The organism is Methanolacinia petrolearia DSM 11571, from assembly GCF_000147875.1.
Lineage (GTDB): Archaea > Halobacteriota > Methanomicrobia > Methanomicrobiales > Methanomicrobiaceae > Methanolacinia > Methanolacinia petrolearia.
The window spans coordinates 1,123,209-1,141,431 of the sequence record NC_014507.1 but is presented as its reverse complement, the minus strand read 5'-3'; the positions used below and the strand labels follow the sequence as shown (position 1 = coordinate 1,141,431).

At 41.6% G+C, this 18,223-nt stretch carries 15 protein-coding genes; 10 read left to right on the top strand and 5 right to left on the bottom strand.

Going from position 1 to position 18,223, the window contains the following annotated elements:
- Positions 1 to 43: 43 nt before the first annotated feature.
- The 4 genes from MPET_RS05710 (at position 44) to MPET_RS05695 (ending at position 3,592) form a co-directional block, all read left to right on the top strand.
- The gene (locus MPET_RS05710; protein ID WP_318238899.1) at positions 44 to 1,261 is read left to right on the top strand and encodes an aldo/keto reductase; all 1,218 of its coding nucleotides are present in this window, start codon (positions 44 to 46) and stop codon (positions 1,259 to 1,261) included.
- 54 nt (positions 1,262 to 1,315) lie between these two features.
- Positions 1,316 to 1,897, top strand: coding sequence for a TetR/AcrR family transcriptional regulator (locus tag MPET_RS05705; RefSeq protein WP_013329059.1), 582 nt, complete (start codon positions 1,316 to 1,318; stop codon positions 1,895 to 1,897).
- A 177-nt stretch (positions 1,898 to 2,074) separates the two neighbouring features.
- Positions 2,075 to 2,830, top strand: a complete 756-nt coding sequence (larB, locus tag MPET_RS05700) for a nickel pincer cofactor biosynthesis protein LarB (protein WP_013329058.1) — start codon at positions 2,075 to 2,077, stop codon at positions 2,828 to 2,830.
- Complete coding sequence (locus MPET_RS05695; protein ID WP_013329057.1) at positions 2,831 to 3,592, top strand: LarC family nickel insertion protein; 762 nt, start codon at positions 2,831 to 2,833, stop codon at positions 3,590 to 3,592.
- A 44-nt stretch (positions 3,593 to 3,636) separates the two neighbouring features.
- On the opposite strand, the gene MPET_RS05690 is transcribed toward MPET_RS05695, so the two are convergent.
- Entirely contained in the window at positions 3,637 to 4,284 is a 648-nt protein-coding gene (locus tag MPET_RS05690; RefSeq protein WP_013329056.1) for a TetR/AcrR family transcriptional regulator, read from the bottom strand.
- Between the two features lie 86 nt (positions 4,285 to 4,370).
- Between MPET_RS05690 and MPET_RS14435 the strand changes: the two genes are divergently transcribed.
- The gene (locus MPET_RS14435; protein ID WP_013329055.1) at positions 4,371 to 6,101 is read left to right on the top strand and encodes an amidohydrolase family protein; all 1,731 of its coding nucleotides are present in this window, start codon (positions 4,371 to 4,373) and stop codon (positions 6,099 to 6,101) included.
- 32 nt (positions 6,102 to 6,133) lie between these two features.
- On the opposite strand, the gene MPET_RS05680 is transcribed toward MPET_RS14435, so the two are convergent.
- Together MPET_RS05680 and MPET_RS05675 are read right to left on the bottom strand one after the other, a co-directional pair.
- Positions 6,134 to 6,610, bottom strand: coding sequence for a hypothetical protein (locus MPET_RS05680; protein ID WP_148222193.1), 477 nt, complete (start codon positions 6,608 to 6,610; stop codon positions 6,134 to 6,136).
- Positions 6,611 to 6,700: 90 nt separating this feature from the next.
- Positions 6,701 to 7,600 (bottom strand): PAS domain S-box protein, encoded by a 900-nt coding sequence (locus tag MPET_RS05675; protein WP_187287586.1) that lies wholly within the window; start codon positions 7,598 to 7,600, stop codon positions 6,701 to 6,703.
- A gap of 348 nt (positions 7,601 to 7,948) precedes the next feature.
- Between MPET_RS05675 and MPET_RS14430 the strand changes: the two genes are divergently transcribed.
- Complete coding sequence (locus tag MPET_RS14430) at positions 7,949 to 10,165, top strand: PAS domain S-box protein (protein ID WP_013329052.1); 2,217 nt, start codon at positions 7,949 to 7,951, stop codon at positions 10,163 to 10,165.
- A 19-nt stretch (positions 10,166 to 10,184) separates the two neighbouring features.
- A complete protein-coding gene (locus MPET_RS05665; RefSeq protein ID WP_013329051.1) occupies positions 10,185 to 13,013 on the top strand; it encodes a PAS domain S-box protein in 2,829 nt (942 codons plus the stop codon).
- A 182-nt stretch (positions 13,014 to 13,195) separates the two neighbouring features.
- Here MPET_RS05665 and MPET_RS05660 read toward each other — a convergent pair whose 3' ends face one another.
- Positions 13,196 to 14,317 carry an ORC1-type DNA replication protein gene (locus MPET_RS05660; protein ID WP_013329050.1) on the bottom strand — a complete coding sequence of 374 codons (1,122 nt, stop codon included), beginning with the start codon at positions 14,315 to 14,317 and terminating at the stop codon, positions 13,196 to 13,198.
- A gap of 364 nt (positions 14,318 to 14,681) precedes the next feature.
- On the opposite strand from MPET_RS05660, the gene MPET_RS05655 reads away from it, so the two are divergent.
- A complete protein-coding gene (locus MPET_RS05655) occupies positions 14,682 to 14,999 on the top strand; it encodes a hypothetical protein (RefSeq protein WP_013329049.1) in 318 nt (105 codons plus the stop codon).
- Positions 15,000 to 15,066: 67 nt separating this feature from the next.
- Here MPET_RS05655 and MPET_RS05650 read toward each other — a convergent pair whose 3' ends face one another.
- Positions 15,067 to 15,360, bottom strand: coding sequence for a hypothetical protein (locus MPET_RS05650; protein ID WP_013329048.1), 294 nt, complete (start codon positions 15,358 to 15,360; stop codon positions 15,067 to 15,069).
- 156 nt (positions 15,361 to 15,516) lie between these two features.
- Here MPET_RS05650 and MPET_RS05645 point away from each other — a divergent pair, with 156 nt between their 5' ends.
- Positions 15,517 to 16,020 (top strand): hypothetical protein, encoded by a 504-nt coding sequence (locus MPET_RS05645; protein WP_013329047.1) that lies wholly within the window; start codon positions 15,517 to 15,519, stop codon positions 16,018 to 16,020.
- Between the two features lie 457 nt (positions 16,021 to 16,477).
- Positions 16,478 to 17,803, top strand: a complete 1,326-nt coding sequence (locus MPET_RS05640; RefSeq protein ID WP_013329046.1) for an ATP-binding protein — start codon at positions 16,478 to 16,480, stop codon at positions 17,801 to 17,803.
- Positions 17,804 to 18,223: the final 420 nt, after the last annotated feature.

Here is an 18,223-nt window from a genome sequence, read left to right as displayed (position 1 = left end):
GAATCCAACCCAGGTGTTAGAAAACCGAAATCATCCTTTAAAAATGAAGAGAGAGAAAAGAATGCAATATAGAACAGTTCCAAAAAACGGCGATGAATTATCCGCATTAGGCTTCGGTGCAATGCGACTGCCGACAAAAAGAGGCAGGATCGATGAAGAAAAAGCGACTAAACAGATCAGGTACGCGATCGACAACGGGATCAATTATATCGACACAGCATTTCCGTACCATAATAATGAAAGTGAAAACTTTCTTGGGCGTGCTCTTCAAGAGGGGTACAGAGAAAAGATAAAGCTTGCAACAAAATTACCTGTGTGGGCTGTGAAATCAAGAGAGGATATGGATAAGTATCTCAATATTCAGCTTGAAAAACTTCAGACAGATCATATCGATTATTATATGCTCCATGGTTTAAACTCAGCAACCTGGGAGAAATCAAAGAAATACGGTGTTTTTGACTTTTTTAGCAAGGCAAAAAAGCAGGGAAAAATAATTAACGCCGGTTTTTCATTCCATGGAGATCGAAAGACATTCATAGAGATCGTAGATTCATATGACTGGGAATTCTGCCAAATCCAATATAATTACATCGATGAAGACATTCAGGCAGGTAAGGAAGGACTTCTCTATGCAGCATCAAAAGATCTGGCCGTAATGATCATGGAACCGTTAAGAGGTGGAAACCTGGCGGATAAAGTACCTGGTGAAGTAACCAGGCTTTATTCGGAGGCGGAAACGAAGAGAACCCCGGCAGACTGGGCATTTCGCTGGATTTGGAATCACCCCGAAGTTACCGTGGTTCTATCTGGCATGAACGATGAGAGACATATAGAAGAAAACATCCGGACATGTAACTCGGCATTTCCAAATTCAATGACTGAAAAGGAACTTGCAATTATTGATAAGGCAAAAGAAACATACAAAAAACTTCTCAAAGTGCCATGCACAGGATGCAGTTATTGTATGCCCTGCCCCTTCGGTGTCAATATTCCAATGTGTTTTGAATATTATAACCAGTACTACTCAGGAAGTAGCAAATTTATGACACGCGGCATGTACGCCTGTCACCTAATGGGGGTTATGGGAGAAACGGCAAATGCTTCACTATGTAGAAACTGTGGAAAGTGTCTAAAGGCATGCCCACAACATATCGCAATACCGGACGAACTTAAAAAAGCTACAAAAACACTTGAAGGCTGGCGGACAAAATTAATTATGCCACTTGCAAAGAGGCATCTGCCAACCGATATGAATGAGTGAAGAGAGATAAACTCAATATATCCAGATCATCCAAAAAAGTGGGAACAGAAAGACATGAACAGGGAATTATCTAAACCGGACAACAGGCAAAAAATACTTGATGCTGCTCTTCATCTCTTTACAACCAGAGGGTTTCATGCCACGCCTACATCGGCAATATGTAAAAAAGCGGATGTCGCTTCAGGTACCCTCTTCCATTATTTCCCGGATAAAACAACACTTATCGGTGAATTGTACCTTTCCATAAAAAGCGAGATGTCAAAAGTCTTCTCGGAGGCAGATATAAAAGACCTTCCGCTAAAAGAAAGAACCGAAAAGATTCTATGGGCATATCTGGAGTGGGGTATAGAGAATCCGGAAAAGGAACAATTCGTAATGCAGTTCTGCAATTCCCCAAATATTGCTGAAGAAGTCAGAAAAGAGGCACATTCGCAGTTTACATGGACAGATGAGATTATTGTCCAAGGGATCAAATTGGGAATTTTTGTTGATGTCCCCTTAGAGATTTTTCAGGTATATCTTTATCGAAGTGCAGCAGGTCTTTTGGAATTAATCCGTGAAAATAATACAGATTTACCACTGGAAGAACTGTTTAATTATTATATTCATGTTTTTTGGAATGGTGTTTTAAAATAGGACTATATTTGTTCTGACGAAGTTTGTATGGATTTGGATATTTTATAAATACAGAGTTACGAATCTGGCAATAATTCCAGTTTTCAGGGTTATTTTAAACCGCACTCTCTCTAAATTTCGATTAAATATACTTCAAATCTATCCGATTCTCCGGATCTAGAAGAACAGGAGTACTAAATGGAAAAAAAGGAAATTATTGGAATACTCAAACAAGTATCCGAAGGTAACCTCACAGTAGATGAGGCATTATTGCAATTTAAAACTGCACCGTTTGAAGATTTAGGCTTTGCCAAAATTGACAATCACAGGAGTCTCCGGCAGGGTATAGCTGAAGTTATCTACGGAGCAGGAAAAACACCACAGCAAATTGCAGAAATTGCTGCATCCATGCTGGCTAATGGTCAGAAAACAGTGCTGATAACCCGATTGAACAAGGAAAGTGCTGAATTTGTCAGCATTAAAATACCCTTACAGTATTATGAAACAGGAAATATCGGCATTGCTGGAGAACTACCCGAACCTGACGGATATGGAAAAATTGTCATAGCCACCGGCGGAACCAGCGACATTCCTGTAGCTGAGGAAGCGGCATTAACGGCAATGGCACTTGGAAATGGAATAATACGTCTTTATGATATAGGTGTAGCAGGTATTCACCGGCTGTTGGAACATGCAGATGATATCATGAGTGCACGTGTTATTATTGCCGTTGCAGGAATGGAGGGTGCACTTCCAAGTGTTATCGGCGGCCTTGCTGACTGCCCCGTGATTGCTGTTCCAACAAGTGTTGGTTACGGTGCATCCTTTGGCGGCCTGGCAGCACTGCTTTCAATGTTGAATTCGTGTGCAAGTGGTGTAAGTGTAGTGAATATTGACAATGGCTTTGGGGCAGGCTACCTCGCAAGTATGATCAATCACATAGGAGCAGAATAAATGAAAATGTTGTATCTCGAATGTAATATGGGTGCATCAGGCGATATGTTGATGTCAGCACTTTTAGAATTGCATTCTGATCCCAAAGATTTTTTGCAACGATTTAATGAATTAGAAATTCCCGGAATTTCTCTTCAGACACGACCCGCGATAAAATGTGGAATCACGGGGACGCAAGTTGTAATCACGGTTAACGGTAAAGAGGAAGAACACGGGGAGATTTCCCGTGAGCACAATCACAATAATGGACATTGTCATAATAACATGACTGAAGTTGAGCATATTATCAGCCATATAAAAATCCCCGATCATGTAAAGGAAAATGTACTCGCCGTTTACTCCCTGATAGCAGAAGCAGAAAGCTATGTTCATGGAAAACCAGTTAACCAAATCCATTTCCATGAAGTGGGAACAATGGATGCAATTGCGGATATCACTGGTGTCTGCCTTCTAATGGAAGAGCTTAATCCGGAACAGGTACTGGCATCACCTGTTCACGTGGGGTCAGGACATGTACATTGTGCACATGGAATTCTGCCGGTACCTGCTCCTGCAACAGCACATATTCTAAAAGATGTCCCAATATACGGCGGGACTATAAATGCCGAACTCTGCACCCCTACAGGAGCGGGGTTATTGAAACATTTCTGCCCTGGATTTTCATCTATGCCTGTTATGAGGGTGCAGAAGATAGGATATGGGATGGGGAAAAGGGATTTTGAGATTGCAAACTGTGTTCGTGCCTTATTCGGTGAAATATAAGAAACGTTAATTAATAAGATTTCTCTCAAATACCAGGAAAGAATTTATTCCGGCCTCATTATCAGGCCGTAAAAAAACAAATTTATCAGGGTTTCAAATGAATTATTATCGGCAATGGTCAACTCCAGCTCAGACGCTCTTTCTTTCAGACCGCTTCTAAAAATTTTGATATACGTATAAATGATATCATTTGACAGGCTGTCATCTATATATCCATTGTATTTTCCCTGTTCAAAAAAATTAAACATTAGCTCTGTAAATTTGTTTTCATAATTCGTTTTAATATATTCTTCAATCTCCCGATCGTTTCTGATGAATTCCTGAAGGAATTCACCGCCCATATAGTTGACTGAATTTGATTTGGTGGCTATAATGTACTTTAACTTCTCCAAAAAAGTCAAATCGCTATTGATAATGGTTTGCGTGGATTCCATATTTTCATCAAGAATCATTTTTATGATTTCATTGTAAAGCCCGTCTTTACTGTTGAAATATTTATAAATGGTTACTTTTGAAACATTTGCATGTCGTGCGATTTCATCGATACTAACCTTTGCAGGTCCATGTATGTTGATAAGTTCCAAGGCCGATCTTTTAATGTGATTTTCTATTTTAATGGCCCGTTTTTGATGTCCGTTCATGCTGGCACTTTCCTTACCAAAATATGTACTGTTTAAAATATAATAGTTCATTTAATTCAGATCTTGAGCAACACATAAATATTGTACTAACTATACTAAAATAGTATAGATTGTTTGTATTTATAAGAGGTTGTTTTATGAAAAGATCAAATTTTGAAAAGTGGGATGTCCACCACCATATCATCCCGAAATTCTACAAAGAAGAACTGAAAATAGCAGGGGTCACTGACATATTCGGTTTTAAACAACCGAAATGGACAGAAGATATGCAATTGAGGATGATGAAAAAGCACAATTTTACGAAAGTCTTTATGTCGATATCAACACCAGGCGTTTATTTCAATGGAAATGACTTTAGTAGGAGGCTGGCCAGAAGATGCAACGAATACATGGCAGATATTATTTACAGGAATCCTGAAAAATTCGGCGGTTTCGCAGCAGTTCCTCTCCCCGATGTTGAGGGGGCCATAACGGAATTAAAATATTCACTAGATGAACTAAAGCTTGATGGTGTTGGATTGTTAAGCAATGTAAACGGAAATTATCTCGGCAAAAAAGAATACAGGGAATTTTTTAAAGAGCTGAATGACAGAAATGCAGTCGTATTTGTTCACCCGACCGCACGCCCTGAAAAAAGTGACCATCGCCTGCTGAATTATATGTACCTGTTCATGCTTGATACCACACACACTATGATCGATTTTATCAGAAGCGGCTATCACAGGGATTACCCCAATATTAAATTTATACTTTCTCACGGCGGGGGAGTATTGCCAGTAGTCGCCCCTACTATTATAAAAACTATGAAAGAAGAAAATCCCGATATTGATACAGAATTTAAAAACCTGAAGACCCGGATTTATCCCGACACTGCAAGAATAGCATATCATGACACCATGAAAGATACAATTTCTTTCTCAGGAATCAACCATGTGGTATTAGGAACCGATTACATATGGGCAAAAAATAATTATGCTTACTGGATAAAATTAATCAACTCCCTTGATATTAAAAAATCGTTTATTCAGGATATTTTTAAAAATAATGCAGAAAAACTTTTTGAATTCAATGAGCCTATTGAAAATATCCCCCTGGATTCCTGCAATACCAGTATAAACCAAAAAAATGCCGGGAAGATTAAGTATCATTATCATTGTAATCCTGATAGTGTCATTGAAGCTGTTAAGGGAATCGTCAATAATTTCGATGAAAAGCAGGTTAAAGTCTGGAATCCGGATGATATTTATAAGCTGATGAATGAAAAGGGCTATGAAAGAATAATGCTCTCTCTGGATCTACCGCAAATTTGGAATTATGAAAGCAAAATCTGTTTTCCGGTTATAAGGGAATATAATACAAAAGTTGCAGATATAAGGGATGAAAATCCTCGTGAGATCGGTGCTTTTGGAGCTGTTGATGTTGATGATGCAGACCATGCGATAGCAGAGATCGACTATTGCCTGAATAACCTGAATCTGGACGGCATCTGTATTTATACCCGGATATACAATTCAGAACTTGAAGATATATTTGATTTGAGAATACTTGATAAACTCGCGAAATCCAGAGTTCCGGTTCTGGTCCATCCCAAAGACAGCAGGGGTATCCCGATCATAAACGAAAATTACCTTGATTCTGTCTATTTTATTGCAAAGATGCTTTACCTGGGCAATTACGATCTCCTGAAAAAGAATGAATATGTTCTGACTCATACAGGTGGAATAGTGCCTTTTATGGCTCAAAATATCGGACTTTTGTATTACATGCAATTGAATAAGACCAAAGCTGCAGAATTCATATTCGACTGGATAATTACAAAAAAATTAAAGGGATATGAATATCTGAGAGATATAACTGTCGATGACTGATGAGAAAGCAAACCTAAAAAGAATTCGGTTTTTTATTGTTGAGATCCATCAGGAAATTCAACCATCTCATCTGCAAACAGCATAATCTGATTTAATAAAATCGGGTCAAGACCTTTTTCGACCGCAAGGAAAATTCCTGAAATATTCAGCACTCTCAGCTTACTGATAATAAAATGAATAAATTTTGTCAGATTAACAGAATTCGTATGAATTAGCAGGGCATTGACAGAATCCAGGAAAATTATGATTTTATCATTTTTAAATTTATTAATTACGCTTGTTACTGCGATACTCATTGAAGTAAGATCGCCCGGGCGTGAAACAAAAAGACAATTTTCGATATTTTTCGGAGCACTGCCTGTTGCATATTTGGTTATGGCATCGACGAAAAAGACCCGGTTCATGTCTATCCCGTTTTTCCCGTAAAAATCCATAAGAAAAGACTGCGGCTGATTCAAGCAGATAATAATCGTTCTGAGTTCATCCCTTTTCTGAACCTCTTTCAGCATCGCAAGATTATTCTCCCTGTAAGTACGGGAAGGTGACAGTGCAAGGATAATTTTTTTATTGTCCTCACCCATTTTAAATTCCATTAATAATCACCTCTTAAGGTATTCCCTTAAAGCATCAGGTATCTCTGTCCGATTCTCTGCAACAGCCCGTTCGATTTCCCGGAGATTTCCCAATATTCCTTCAATATTCTTTTGCTGTACTGCAATTGCTGTAGTTATATATGCAGGATTAGTTTCACGATCCTCCTGTTCTTTCTGCAGTTCGATGAGATTCTCACGAACCAGTTCCAGGGGGTTTCTGATCCGCAGAGTCGCTTCCCGGAGATAAGCAAGGAGAATGTTCTCCGCATCTTTTAACGCGGTAATATCGATACAGCTCTCTATGTAATAATCCTCGTCACCTATCTTCATCTCTGCTATGGTTTTAAAAACAGGAATCTCTTTTTTATCTTTGGAAAGTAAAACACCTTCTACGTGTTCAACTTTAAGACCCTTGTCGCTTACAGGGCATTCACCCACCCCCATAGGACAAATGTATTCATGGCAGACCTGTCCGTCCAAATCCGATTCTGAAAATCCTGTCATTCTGGTGAACTCGGGATTTGCTGAAATAATGCAGTGCGTTTTTGCATCCACGAGAACGATACCCGCATGAATGCTCTCCCAGACGGCATGAAATAATCGTTCGGACCTTGAGACATTCTCCTGCTTCTTTTTAATAGTTGCAGAAAGAAAAGCGATAACTAAAGATATTCCAATGAATACAATCACTCTTATAATTGCCGAATAAAGTCCCTGCATATCAGCAGGATTAAATGAATATACCGCCTCAAGGTAGAAAAGGCTTAAAAAAAGTGTAAAGAGTACTCCCTTACGCTCAAACCAGTACGAAGCAAGAATTATTGGTATATAGTAAAGATGAGTAAAAATTATCTGAATATCGCCAGACAGACAGAATAAAGTTATAGCAGCAACAATTATCGTCACCGCACCTAATACTGCGAGTTTTACCGACGTCCCCGACCATTTCTCCGGTATAACAATCTCCATAAGTGATTAATAAAACAATTTAATATAAATCTCTTCCCTGAACTCCTGCCATAATTGCATATAACTGATCATAAACAGCCAGGTAATAAATCAAATAAAAAAGGTTCTGGAGCCTATAAATTATCCAACACAATTCGTTCATTTATCTTTCAGGATGCAAAATAAAGAAATATTGGAAACATTGATATGATTTGAAGCCATTGAAGGATTCATAAAGAATCAGAAGCGCTGTAATGAGTCACGTAAATCATCTCAAGGCAGTATAAGCCCATTCTATGAAGACATATGAAAAAAAGTGACATAAAACCTGTATGGACTCCCAAAATCGCTCCGGTTTACCTGATAACCGCGAGCACGCTATTAGCAATAGCGATCAGCATTATTTCATTGATGAACGGGTGTTTCATAATATTCCAGAATTTTTTTTACATACCGATCGTTATCGCCTGCATATACTACGGCAAGAAAGGATTCTTCTTCTCGATTCTTATATCTGCAATATACTTCATCCTGATCTCCGTATTCACACAGAACCCGGAGATTATTTACGATGCCCTGATAAGAGTATGCATCTTCATCTTTATAGCAGGAGTAACCACGTACCTTTCTATTAAACAAAAATGCACAGAAGAAGAGCTGACGAATGCCGAACAGAAACTGGACGATATCATCGAATTTCTGCCCGACCCCATTTTTCTAATCGACACGGATAAAAGAGTTATTGCCTGGAATCGTGCGATGGAAAAAGTGGCAGGCATTCCAAAAGATGATATCGTCGGCAAGGGAGATTCTGCCTATTCTGAAGCTATATACGGGAATAAAAAACCGGTTCTGATCGATGCGGTAATTTCAGGAGACATTCTCGATTCAAGATATAAAAACCTGAAAAAGGAAGGAGATACAGTCTCTGCAGAAATACATTTCGATTCGGAAAATGAAAAGGATATTACAGACTTTCGGGTTACTGCATCCCCCTTTTACGATACGAATGGAAAAGTAATCGGAGCAGTAGAATATATACACGATATCACCGAACTTAAACGAAATGAAACTGTATTACGCGAAAATGAAGCATACCTGCGGACATTAATACGAACGATCCCCGATCTTGTATGGCTAAAAGACGAAAAAGGGGTTTTTATCTCATGCAACAAGATGTTTGAACGCTTCTTCGGGGCAACAGAAGAGGAGATCAAGGGTAAAACGGATTATGATTTTCTCGATCATGAATTAGCAGATTTTTTCCGCGAGAACGATCGCAGGGCTGTCGAGGCAGGAGGGCCTACGACTAACGAAGAATGGATCACATTTGCCGACGATGGTCATCGTGCATGTCTTGAAACAATTAAAACACCAATGTATGACTCAGACGGGAAACTTATCGGAGTGTTGGGAATCGGCCGTGACATTACCCTCAGAAAGGAGATGGAAGACGCCCTTCGCGAATCCGAAGCCAAGCTCATGATCCTTAACAAGGATCTTAATACCATCTTTGAAAACGCACCCGCGATGATATTTTACAAGGACACCAAGAACAAATTCATCAGGGTTAATCCCAAGGTTGCAGAAAAATTCGGGTTGCCCGTAGAAGACATCGTAGGAAGATCAGGTCGTGATCTGTTCCCGCATTATAAGGACGCCTATTACGAAGACGATCTCAAAATAATCAATTCCGGAGAGCCCGAATTCGGGATAATTGAATCATTCATAACAGCAAAAGGGAAGAAACTCTGGATAAGCATGGATAAGATTCCGTTGAAAGATCAAAATGGCGAGGTTTACGGGGTTCTTCTATTCGCTACAGATATTACAGAGCAAAAGAAGAACCAGGATGCTTTAAAAGAAGTGAACAGGAAACTAAACCTGTTGTCAAGCATTACACGCCACGATATCCTCAACCAGATTACAGTGGCGGCAGGATACCTGGATCTGATCGAAATGGACCAGAATATCCCGAAGGAGACAAAAACTGAAGAATATATAAATAAAATTACAAACGCAGTTGAGACAATAAAGAGGCAGATCACTTTTACAGGTTATTACAAGGATTTAGGCGAACAGAGCCCGCAATGGTTCGATGTCGGAGAGATTATAGAAAAGATCAGTACAAGCAGCGCATTTGTCAGCGATATAAAGTCTATAAAGTTTACAAACAATATAGAAAATATTGAGGTGTTTGCCGATCCTCTCTTTGAGAAAGTGATCTATAACCTGACAGATAATGCCATAAAACATGGCGAGACCATAACGGAGATCACTTTCTACTCCGAACAGAAGCCCGATGAGCTTATAATCTACTGTGAAGATGACGGAGTAGGGATTCCGGGGGATGTAAAAGAGAAGATATTCAGGAGAGAATATTTCAAGAATTCAGGTCTCGGGCTCTTTCTCTCAAGAGAGATTCTGTCTATAACAGGTCTCACGATAACCGAGACAGGGACACCCGGAGAAGGTGCACGATTCGAGATTCACATACCTGAAGGGAAGTTCAGGGCCAAATAGATAACTGGGGGGGTGACAAATGAAGAACGAACCTGATAAAAACGGGTACGAGAACCGGATCGAAGTTTTATATATAGACACAGATTCTCCGGACTTCAAAAAAACAAAATCTTTTCACAAAGACACGGAATTTAATGTAGAGGTCTGTGAAAATACGGACAATGCAGTTAAAATCCTCAATATGACAAATTTTGACGCAATTGTAGCCGGACACGGTGTGCCTTTAGACGATGCACTTTCCCTTCTCAGAACTATTCGTGATAATGAAGATAATACTCCATTTATCTTTTTTTCCGGTATGGATGAAGAAGAGGTGATTGTTGAAGCACTAAATGCTGGTGCTGATCTTTATTTAAAAATTACAAAAGATCCGGAATCACAGCTGGGCGAACTCTCCGCAGCGATAAACAGGATAGTCGCCTGTAGAAGAAGGGAAGAGGCTTCAAAAAATAGTGAGATCCGCTACAGGAACATTTTTGAAAATGCAAACGATGCCATCATTGTTCACATAATCACTCCCGAACGCCGTCCGGGCAGAATTATTGATGCTAATAAAGCAGCAGAAGAGATGCTTAACTATTCAACAGATGAATTAAGGCTGCTCTCTATGACGGATATCATCGAACCTGAAACTCCCGGAACAGCAAAAAAAATTTCCGATGAGATCTTCAAAAAAGGCAGAGCCATATTTGAAAGCAGAATGATTCGCAAAGATGGAAGAATTATATCTATAGAGGTTAGCTCTAATCTTTCCAGAGAAGACGGAGAGTTCAGAAGCATCACTATCATTAGGGATACCACCGAAAGGTCTGATCTTCTCAATCGTCTTCAGATGGCGATCAGGGGCGGTGAACTCGGAACCTGGGACTGGGACATACCCTCAGGAAAAGTAATATTCAATGAACGGTGGGCCCGGATGCTGGGTTATTCTCCCGATGAAATTAAAGATGATTTCGATTCACTGAGCAAACTCCTCTACCCACAGGACCGCGAGAGAGTGCTCGGAGAACTTGATAAAAATCTTAAAGGGCTTGCCGCGGCATTCGATTCAGAGTACAGGATGACCGGTAAAGACGGACAAATAATCTGGATACTTAGCAAAGGCACTGTTATTGAGCGTGATATGGACGGAAATCCTCTCAGAATGGTAGGTACTCATCACAATATTACAGATATAAAAGAAGCTGAAGAGGATCTTAAAAGAAAGAACGAGGAGCTTGCCGCCACTGAAGAGGAATTAAGGCAGCAACTTGACGAAGTCATTCAGGCCCAGAACGAACTAAAGGAGAATGAAGCATACATTAGAACTGTTCTTGACAACATTCCTGTGGGAATCGCGGTCAATTCGGTAAAACCGGAACTAGAATTCGAATATTTCAACAGGAATTTCCTTAAATGTTACAGGGTCGACGAAGAAGCTCTTAAGGCCCCCGATTCATTCTGGGAGAATGTATACGAAGATCCTAAATTCAGGAAGAAGATAAAGAAAAGAGTTCTTGAGGATATGGATAGCGGTGATCCTGAGCGGATGCACTGGGATGACATTCCTATCAGCCGGAGTGGTAAAGAGACGACCTTCATCAGTGCAAGAAATATTCCCCTTGAAAGGAAAGGTCTTGTTATATCAGTGGTCTGGGATGTGACAGAACAAAAGAGATCAAATGATCGAATCAGGCTTCACCTGTTACGTGTAAAATCACTGCTTGACCTTTACCAGACAGTTGCCGTGGGATCAGAAACAGATTTAATGGAACATGCACTTGAGAGCAGCCGGTCTATGACAGAAAGCCAGTATGGTCTAATAGGGCTCATCTCACCGGATGAATCGGATATTACCATTCACAGCTGGTCGAAGGGGGTGATGGATAAATGCCTTGTTCAGGGTAATCCGGTTCATTTCCCAGTTCATTCCGCAGGAATATGGGCAGAATGCATCAGAAACCGTGAACCTGTAATAATCAATGACTATTCAGCATATCATCCGGCAAAACACGGCCTTCCCAAAGGTCATGTCATGATGAAACGTCTCCTTATGGTACCAATATTCGATGCGGGAAAAATAACCGCAATAATTATTGTAGCCAATAAAAAGAGGTCCTATATTGATGATGATGCTGACGCCCTTGCAACCCTTGGAAATCTTATGTGGGAGGTTATAAAAAACCAAAAGGCTGAAAAAGAATTAAAACGCGAAAAGGAACTGTTCCTGAGAACATTCGAATCCCTGGAGGATGCGGCATTTGTTCTCGATGATGACCCGGCAATAATCAGAACTGTCAATGAAGCAGCAGAAAAAATATTCGGATATAATCGTGAAGAACTGATCGGGAAGAATATAAGTATGCTTCATATCGATAAGAACCACCTGAAGATATTCGACGAACAGATTATTCTATATGTCCGCGAGCATCAGAGAATTCCCAGATTTGAATTTCGTATGAAGCGAAAAGACGGCACGTCTTTCCCGACAGAGCATTCGATTTCGACCATTTTTCATTATAATAAAACCCACACAGGCAGGGTTTCCATAATCCGCGACATCACTGAAAGAAAGGAATCGGAAATTCGTGAGAAAGAGGCCCTGAGACAAATCGAAACGAATATGGAACAGCTTGCAACATTGAACGACCAGATACGAAATCCGCTCATGGTGATAAATGGTATCGCTGAGATCAACTGCCCCGGCTCGGCTGAAAAAATAATATCACAGGTCAATATTATCGATGGGATTGTAAAGATGCTGGATGACGGCTGGATAAAATCTGAGAAGATCTGGGAATATCTTAGAATTCATTACGGGGTTGGAGAGGAGGATAATTTTTCACCGGGCTCTGAGAGCAAAAAATAGTATAAGTGAAATCCTGCACAAAATAAGGATCGATTGACCTGATATAAGGTAAAAAAAGAGCTTAGAGAAGATGGACATTTCCCCACTTTTCCCTCAATTTGTTATAAAAGAAGGTATTCCCCAAATAAAGGTTAGAATAGAACGCCCATTAATGCAGGAGGTTTTCAAACCGAACATATTATTCACAAAACCTTCAAAATCTCCCCGGCCTCATACCTCAGTGAAATCTCCCTGGTCTGTCCTCTCCCCTGAAGAGACTTCATAGAAATTATCTCCATCGACTCCAGCTTCCTCAGCCGCTTGTGAAAGTTGGCATAACCCATTGAAAGCCTCTTATTCACAATCTCATAAAGAATTCCGGAGGTCGGCAGCTCTTCACTGTCACGAACCACTTCAGCCAGGACCGCCAGGAATTTTTTCTCCTCCGGAGACAAGCCCCCGATTGCATCCCGTAACCGGATATCCTTCGCAGAGACAGATGTCGATACATCCTCTGCAAGGACTTCCTTCCTTGCCGCCTTCTCAGCATTTGCAACAGATTCTTTTATTATCGCAAGGCCGACGCGGAGATCCCCCGCTGTAACCGTTCTTTGAGTAATAAGATCCAGGACCTCACCTGACATCGCCCCCGGATAAAGACCGCAGCGTACTCTCCGGGAAAGGATCTCGCGGACCTCCTCGTAGCCGTAAGCAGGAAAGTAAATATCAACGGGCCTGAATACAGACCAGACCGCAGAATCGACTTTGGTCATAAAGTCAACCTCGATGTTGCTCACCGCAGCAATTACGCCCAGTCTTGCACCCGGGAATTCTTCATAAAGCCGGAGTAGCACATAGAGAATATCATTCAGCCGGTTTTCATACATCAGATAATTTACATCGTCGAGACATACGACTGCAACCGTCCGCGACTCCGAAAGGTAATTTCCTATCTCATTGTAGATCTTCCGGAACGCAATCCCGGTGGTCGGCGGATAGTGCCCGAAGATCCGGTTGAATATTGAACCAAAGATCGAAACCCGTGTCCGGTCATTCTTGCAGTTGATATATACAGGCAGGACCCGCTTAGTCGTCTGTTCGATCTCGGAGAAGAGCACCCGGACCGAGGTCGTCTTCCCCGTTCCGGGAAGGCCCCGGAGAACTGAGTTGAACGGTCGACCCCCGGCCATCGCCGGCCGGATGGCATAGGCCAGTTCGCTGAGCTGCGTATCTCTGAAATTAAACTGCTCCGGTACATGATCTATCTCAAAAATATCGGGGTCCCTGAAGAGAGTCTGGTCCCCCATTAGCAAGTTTCTCTTCATTCTTATGAATTTTTATGATGAGGTATAAGGATGAATTCTGTGCCTGGTGAAAGTGGAAATTATCAAATTGTTTACTTTCACCCCTTCCGCTCCCCGGTTAAATATCCAGCTAAGCAACCTATGATCGTCCCCGGTCGGAAAAACATAGGACATTTCTCACAACTCCGAACTGTTGAGTCAACGGGTCTTCACAATATGCCGTACCGACTTGTTTCTTTGAATGCAGTCAATAATCCGGCCGGGACACCTTACCCCAATCCAGAGAGATCACCAAAAATCCATTTAACAGAAAATTCCTACAGAATTTTCTTCAATAGTGCCTGAAACATTCGTTTCACGCCCAATTTTTTAAGGAGCCTTAACAATGACAATCACAGAACTACTCGCAGCCATCGACCCTCTTCAGACCATCGCCGTAATCCTGGGAATATCAGGGGCCGCCCTTGTTGCAGGAAAAAAAGCCGCATCAAGACTTTCCGGCTTCTCATGCTGGATCATCGCAAACCTGATCTGGTTCTTCGAAGGAGTTTACTCATCGAATTATTACCTAGCAGCAATGTTCGGGTTCTACTGGATAACAGCCGTCGCAGGGTTTTGGAATTCGTTAAAATTAAAGGAGAAAATTGAAAGGAAGAGTCATTCGGCAAGTGTGCCGCTTCCTTTTAAATCACATGACCAGTGAATTAAGACCCACCAAAAAACCCCATGAAATTACTCCGTAATTTCAAAGAGTTCGACAATGACATCCGTCATTGCCAAAACTTCATCAGCACAGCAACAAGACCGCCCGCACCAGCCCCGACCCCGGCGGAGATCTGCCTCTCGCGGCCCGCCGACTCCGACTTAAAACACGTGTTGAACGGATGTTCAAGACGTGTTTCCTGTAAATCACACCGTGATTTGCATGGTAAACCTTCGAGATCCCGGATTCGGTTCTCGTGGTCCCCGATGGACTCCTTCATCTCCTCAAGCGTCCTGCAGATCCACTTCACATCCCGGTTCGTCTCGACGATCATGTCCCTGTTACTCTTCTCTTCTTTCATCGTGCGTTCGCTCACTCCTGCGGATAAATTCGGCAGAATCAGGGATAAATCAAACTGTATCAACTATCTGATACAGTCACGCTAATTACCCAAAAGATCGAGTAATTAAATGCCTGTTCCAGTACCCGGGGAAAAGGCAGGCAGGAGAAAAAACGAATGGCAGATTTCATCGAAACTACCAACACCAAGTCGGCCACTCGTGAGCTTGCAGCCTCCATCGCAGACGTTGCAACTTTCCAGAGTATCATCCAGTCGGTGATCGATGACAACCCCTTCGGCTGCACTGCTTACACTCAGAGCGGTGTGTCGCACAACGGGGTAGAGGTCAACCGCGAGAGTTATACCGTGAAGATCGTCTTCGAGGATAATGCGGCAGAGAAGATCGGAACTCTTTCCGTCAAGTGCCCCACTGTTTCTTCAATGAACAGTGCTGCCGGCGCAATCCTCGCAGACGCGGATCTTGCCGTTGCCGTTGGCGGTGATCCCGTCCGCGATGCAGACAGTGATACTTATTCCTGCCAGCTCAAGTGCCATGACGCAAACAGCGAGACCTACTATGTCACCTTCAGTCGTGACAAGGTCAGGATCAGTTCCTATGAGGACAACTCCATCCTGACCGTTGTCGAGACCTGGGCCGACACAGTGGCCGCTCTTGCCTGAACAGAATTTCGAACACCGGGGAGGGAGACTCTTTTCGACTCCCTTTCCGGGGAAAATGAGCTTAATTTGGGCTCTTTTTAGGTTTTTTTCAGATCCGATTTTACCTGATTAATGAGTTGTTCTGAAAGACGCCATATTTTCAGATATTATTAGGATTAAAGGCCAATTTGTTGATTTTTATATCGGCCCGTAGAAGGCCCTCAAATTTTTCAGATGATGTTTAACCCTTCGGGACCTGAAATAATCCGTTCTGAGGCTTCTGTGTGGATCGGAAAAACGACAATTCGGGCTTTTTTTCGAAAACATAAAATTTTCATAATGCATGCAGACAGGAAACCTTATAAAAACCCCTCTTCTGACATTAAGTTGTATAAATGTGTACATCATCCACAAAATAAGTTGCAAAAATGTGTAATTTACACACATAATATATACTTAAAAGTGCAAATGTCATTTTATGAAACGGTTCATTTACGATACTTTACTCAAATGGAAAGACAGTGAGTGTCGTAAACCGGTGCTTATCGAAGGAATTCGCCAGTGCGGGAAAACCTGGATATTAAAGCACTTTGGCGAAGCGGAATTCAAAGATATCGCTTACTTCAACTTCGAATATGATGACCGGCTGCAACAGATATTCGGAGGCGACCTGAATGTTTCAAGAATCATTAAAGACCTTGGGATTCTAAGGAATAAATCCATCCGGCCCGGAACAACCATCCTCATATTAGACGAGATCCAGATCTGCCCACGTGCGATAACATCTCTCAAATATTTCTGCGAAAATCTGCCCGAACTCCACGTTGCTGCCGCCGGTTCCCTGTTGGGAGTGGCTGTTGCACAGATGGGAAAAAATGTTTCATTTCCGGTAGGCAAGGTGCAGGTGCTTAAGATGTATCCTCTTAATTTCCCGGAATTTCTACTGGCAAAGGATGAAGAGCTCCTTCACGAGTACCTGGATACTTTGTCCCCGGATGAAGAGGTGTCTGCTGTATTTACCGGCAAACTGGAAGAAGCATATCGCGAATACCTGATCACGGGAGGTCTGCCCGAGGTTGTCAGCTCATGGATAAATAACAACGACATCGGGCTTGTAGAAACAAAACAAAGCGAGATTCTCGGCAATTATGAAAAAGATTTCGTGAAATATGCGTCCGTATCCGAATTTCCAAAACTCTCCCTAATTTGGCATGCAATTCCGGCACAGCTTGCAAAGGATAATCAGAAATTCATATTCGCCCATGTAAAGCAGGGGATGCGTGCCCGTGATTTGGAAGACTCCCTTCAATGGCTGATATCGGCAGGGCTAATCTATAAAATCGAAAAGATCGAACGGCCATATATTCCGGCTACTGCCTATGCGGACATTACATACTTCAAGATCTATTTCTCGGATGTAGGACTTTTACGCAGGATGAGCAAATTTCCGGCAGATGTCGTTTTTGACACCTCTTCGCTGACCGCCGACATGCGTGGGATTCTCACGGAAAATTTCGTATTGACAGAACTTATTGCAAACGATTTCCAAAGACCCTATTTCTGGAAATCCGGCGGGATTGCCGAGGTTGATTATATCGTACAGGAAGGTATTGATGTCGTTCCTATCGAGGTTAAATCAGCAGGAAATACCCGTTCAAGAAGTCTGGCAGAGTACAGGAAAAAATACAGCCCGCGTGTTGCTGTCCGGACCAGTCTTAATAATATTGCCAGACATTCGGATGAATACGGCGAGGTTCTGGAGATTCCGCTATACCTTATCTGGAGACTGAAGGCGTATATCTGAGGATTTCTCTTGATAATTATTGGACATCCTAAACGCAGTCTTCAGAAGAATTAAAAAACGGGAGTCAGCACTCCGTTTATCGATGACAGGCATGTCGATCCCGGTCATTGCACACAGGAAGGCAAAACCCACCTCCACCGTCAATATATAAAAGAAACCATTGAAATAAACGCCTGATAGATGCCAAAATTACCTGTACTATCCTACCTTGAAGTAATAAAAGCGCTTAATAAAATCGGTTACAATATCGACCATCAGACCGGCAGGACTGACATGAGACGAATTTTTAAACTTGTCCTAATCTTAAAATTTTAAAATAAAAAAATGCGAGGCTCTGTAGAAATCCTCATTTTAACACTATGGTGATGAATTATTTTTCAATCCAGTTACTTTATGAAGAGTTGGTTTAAGGATTTACCA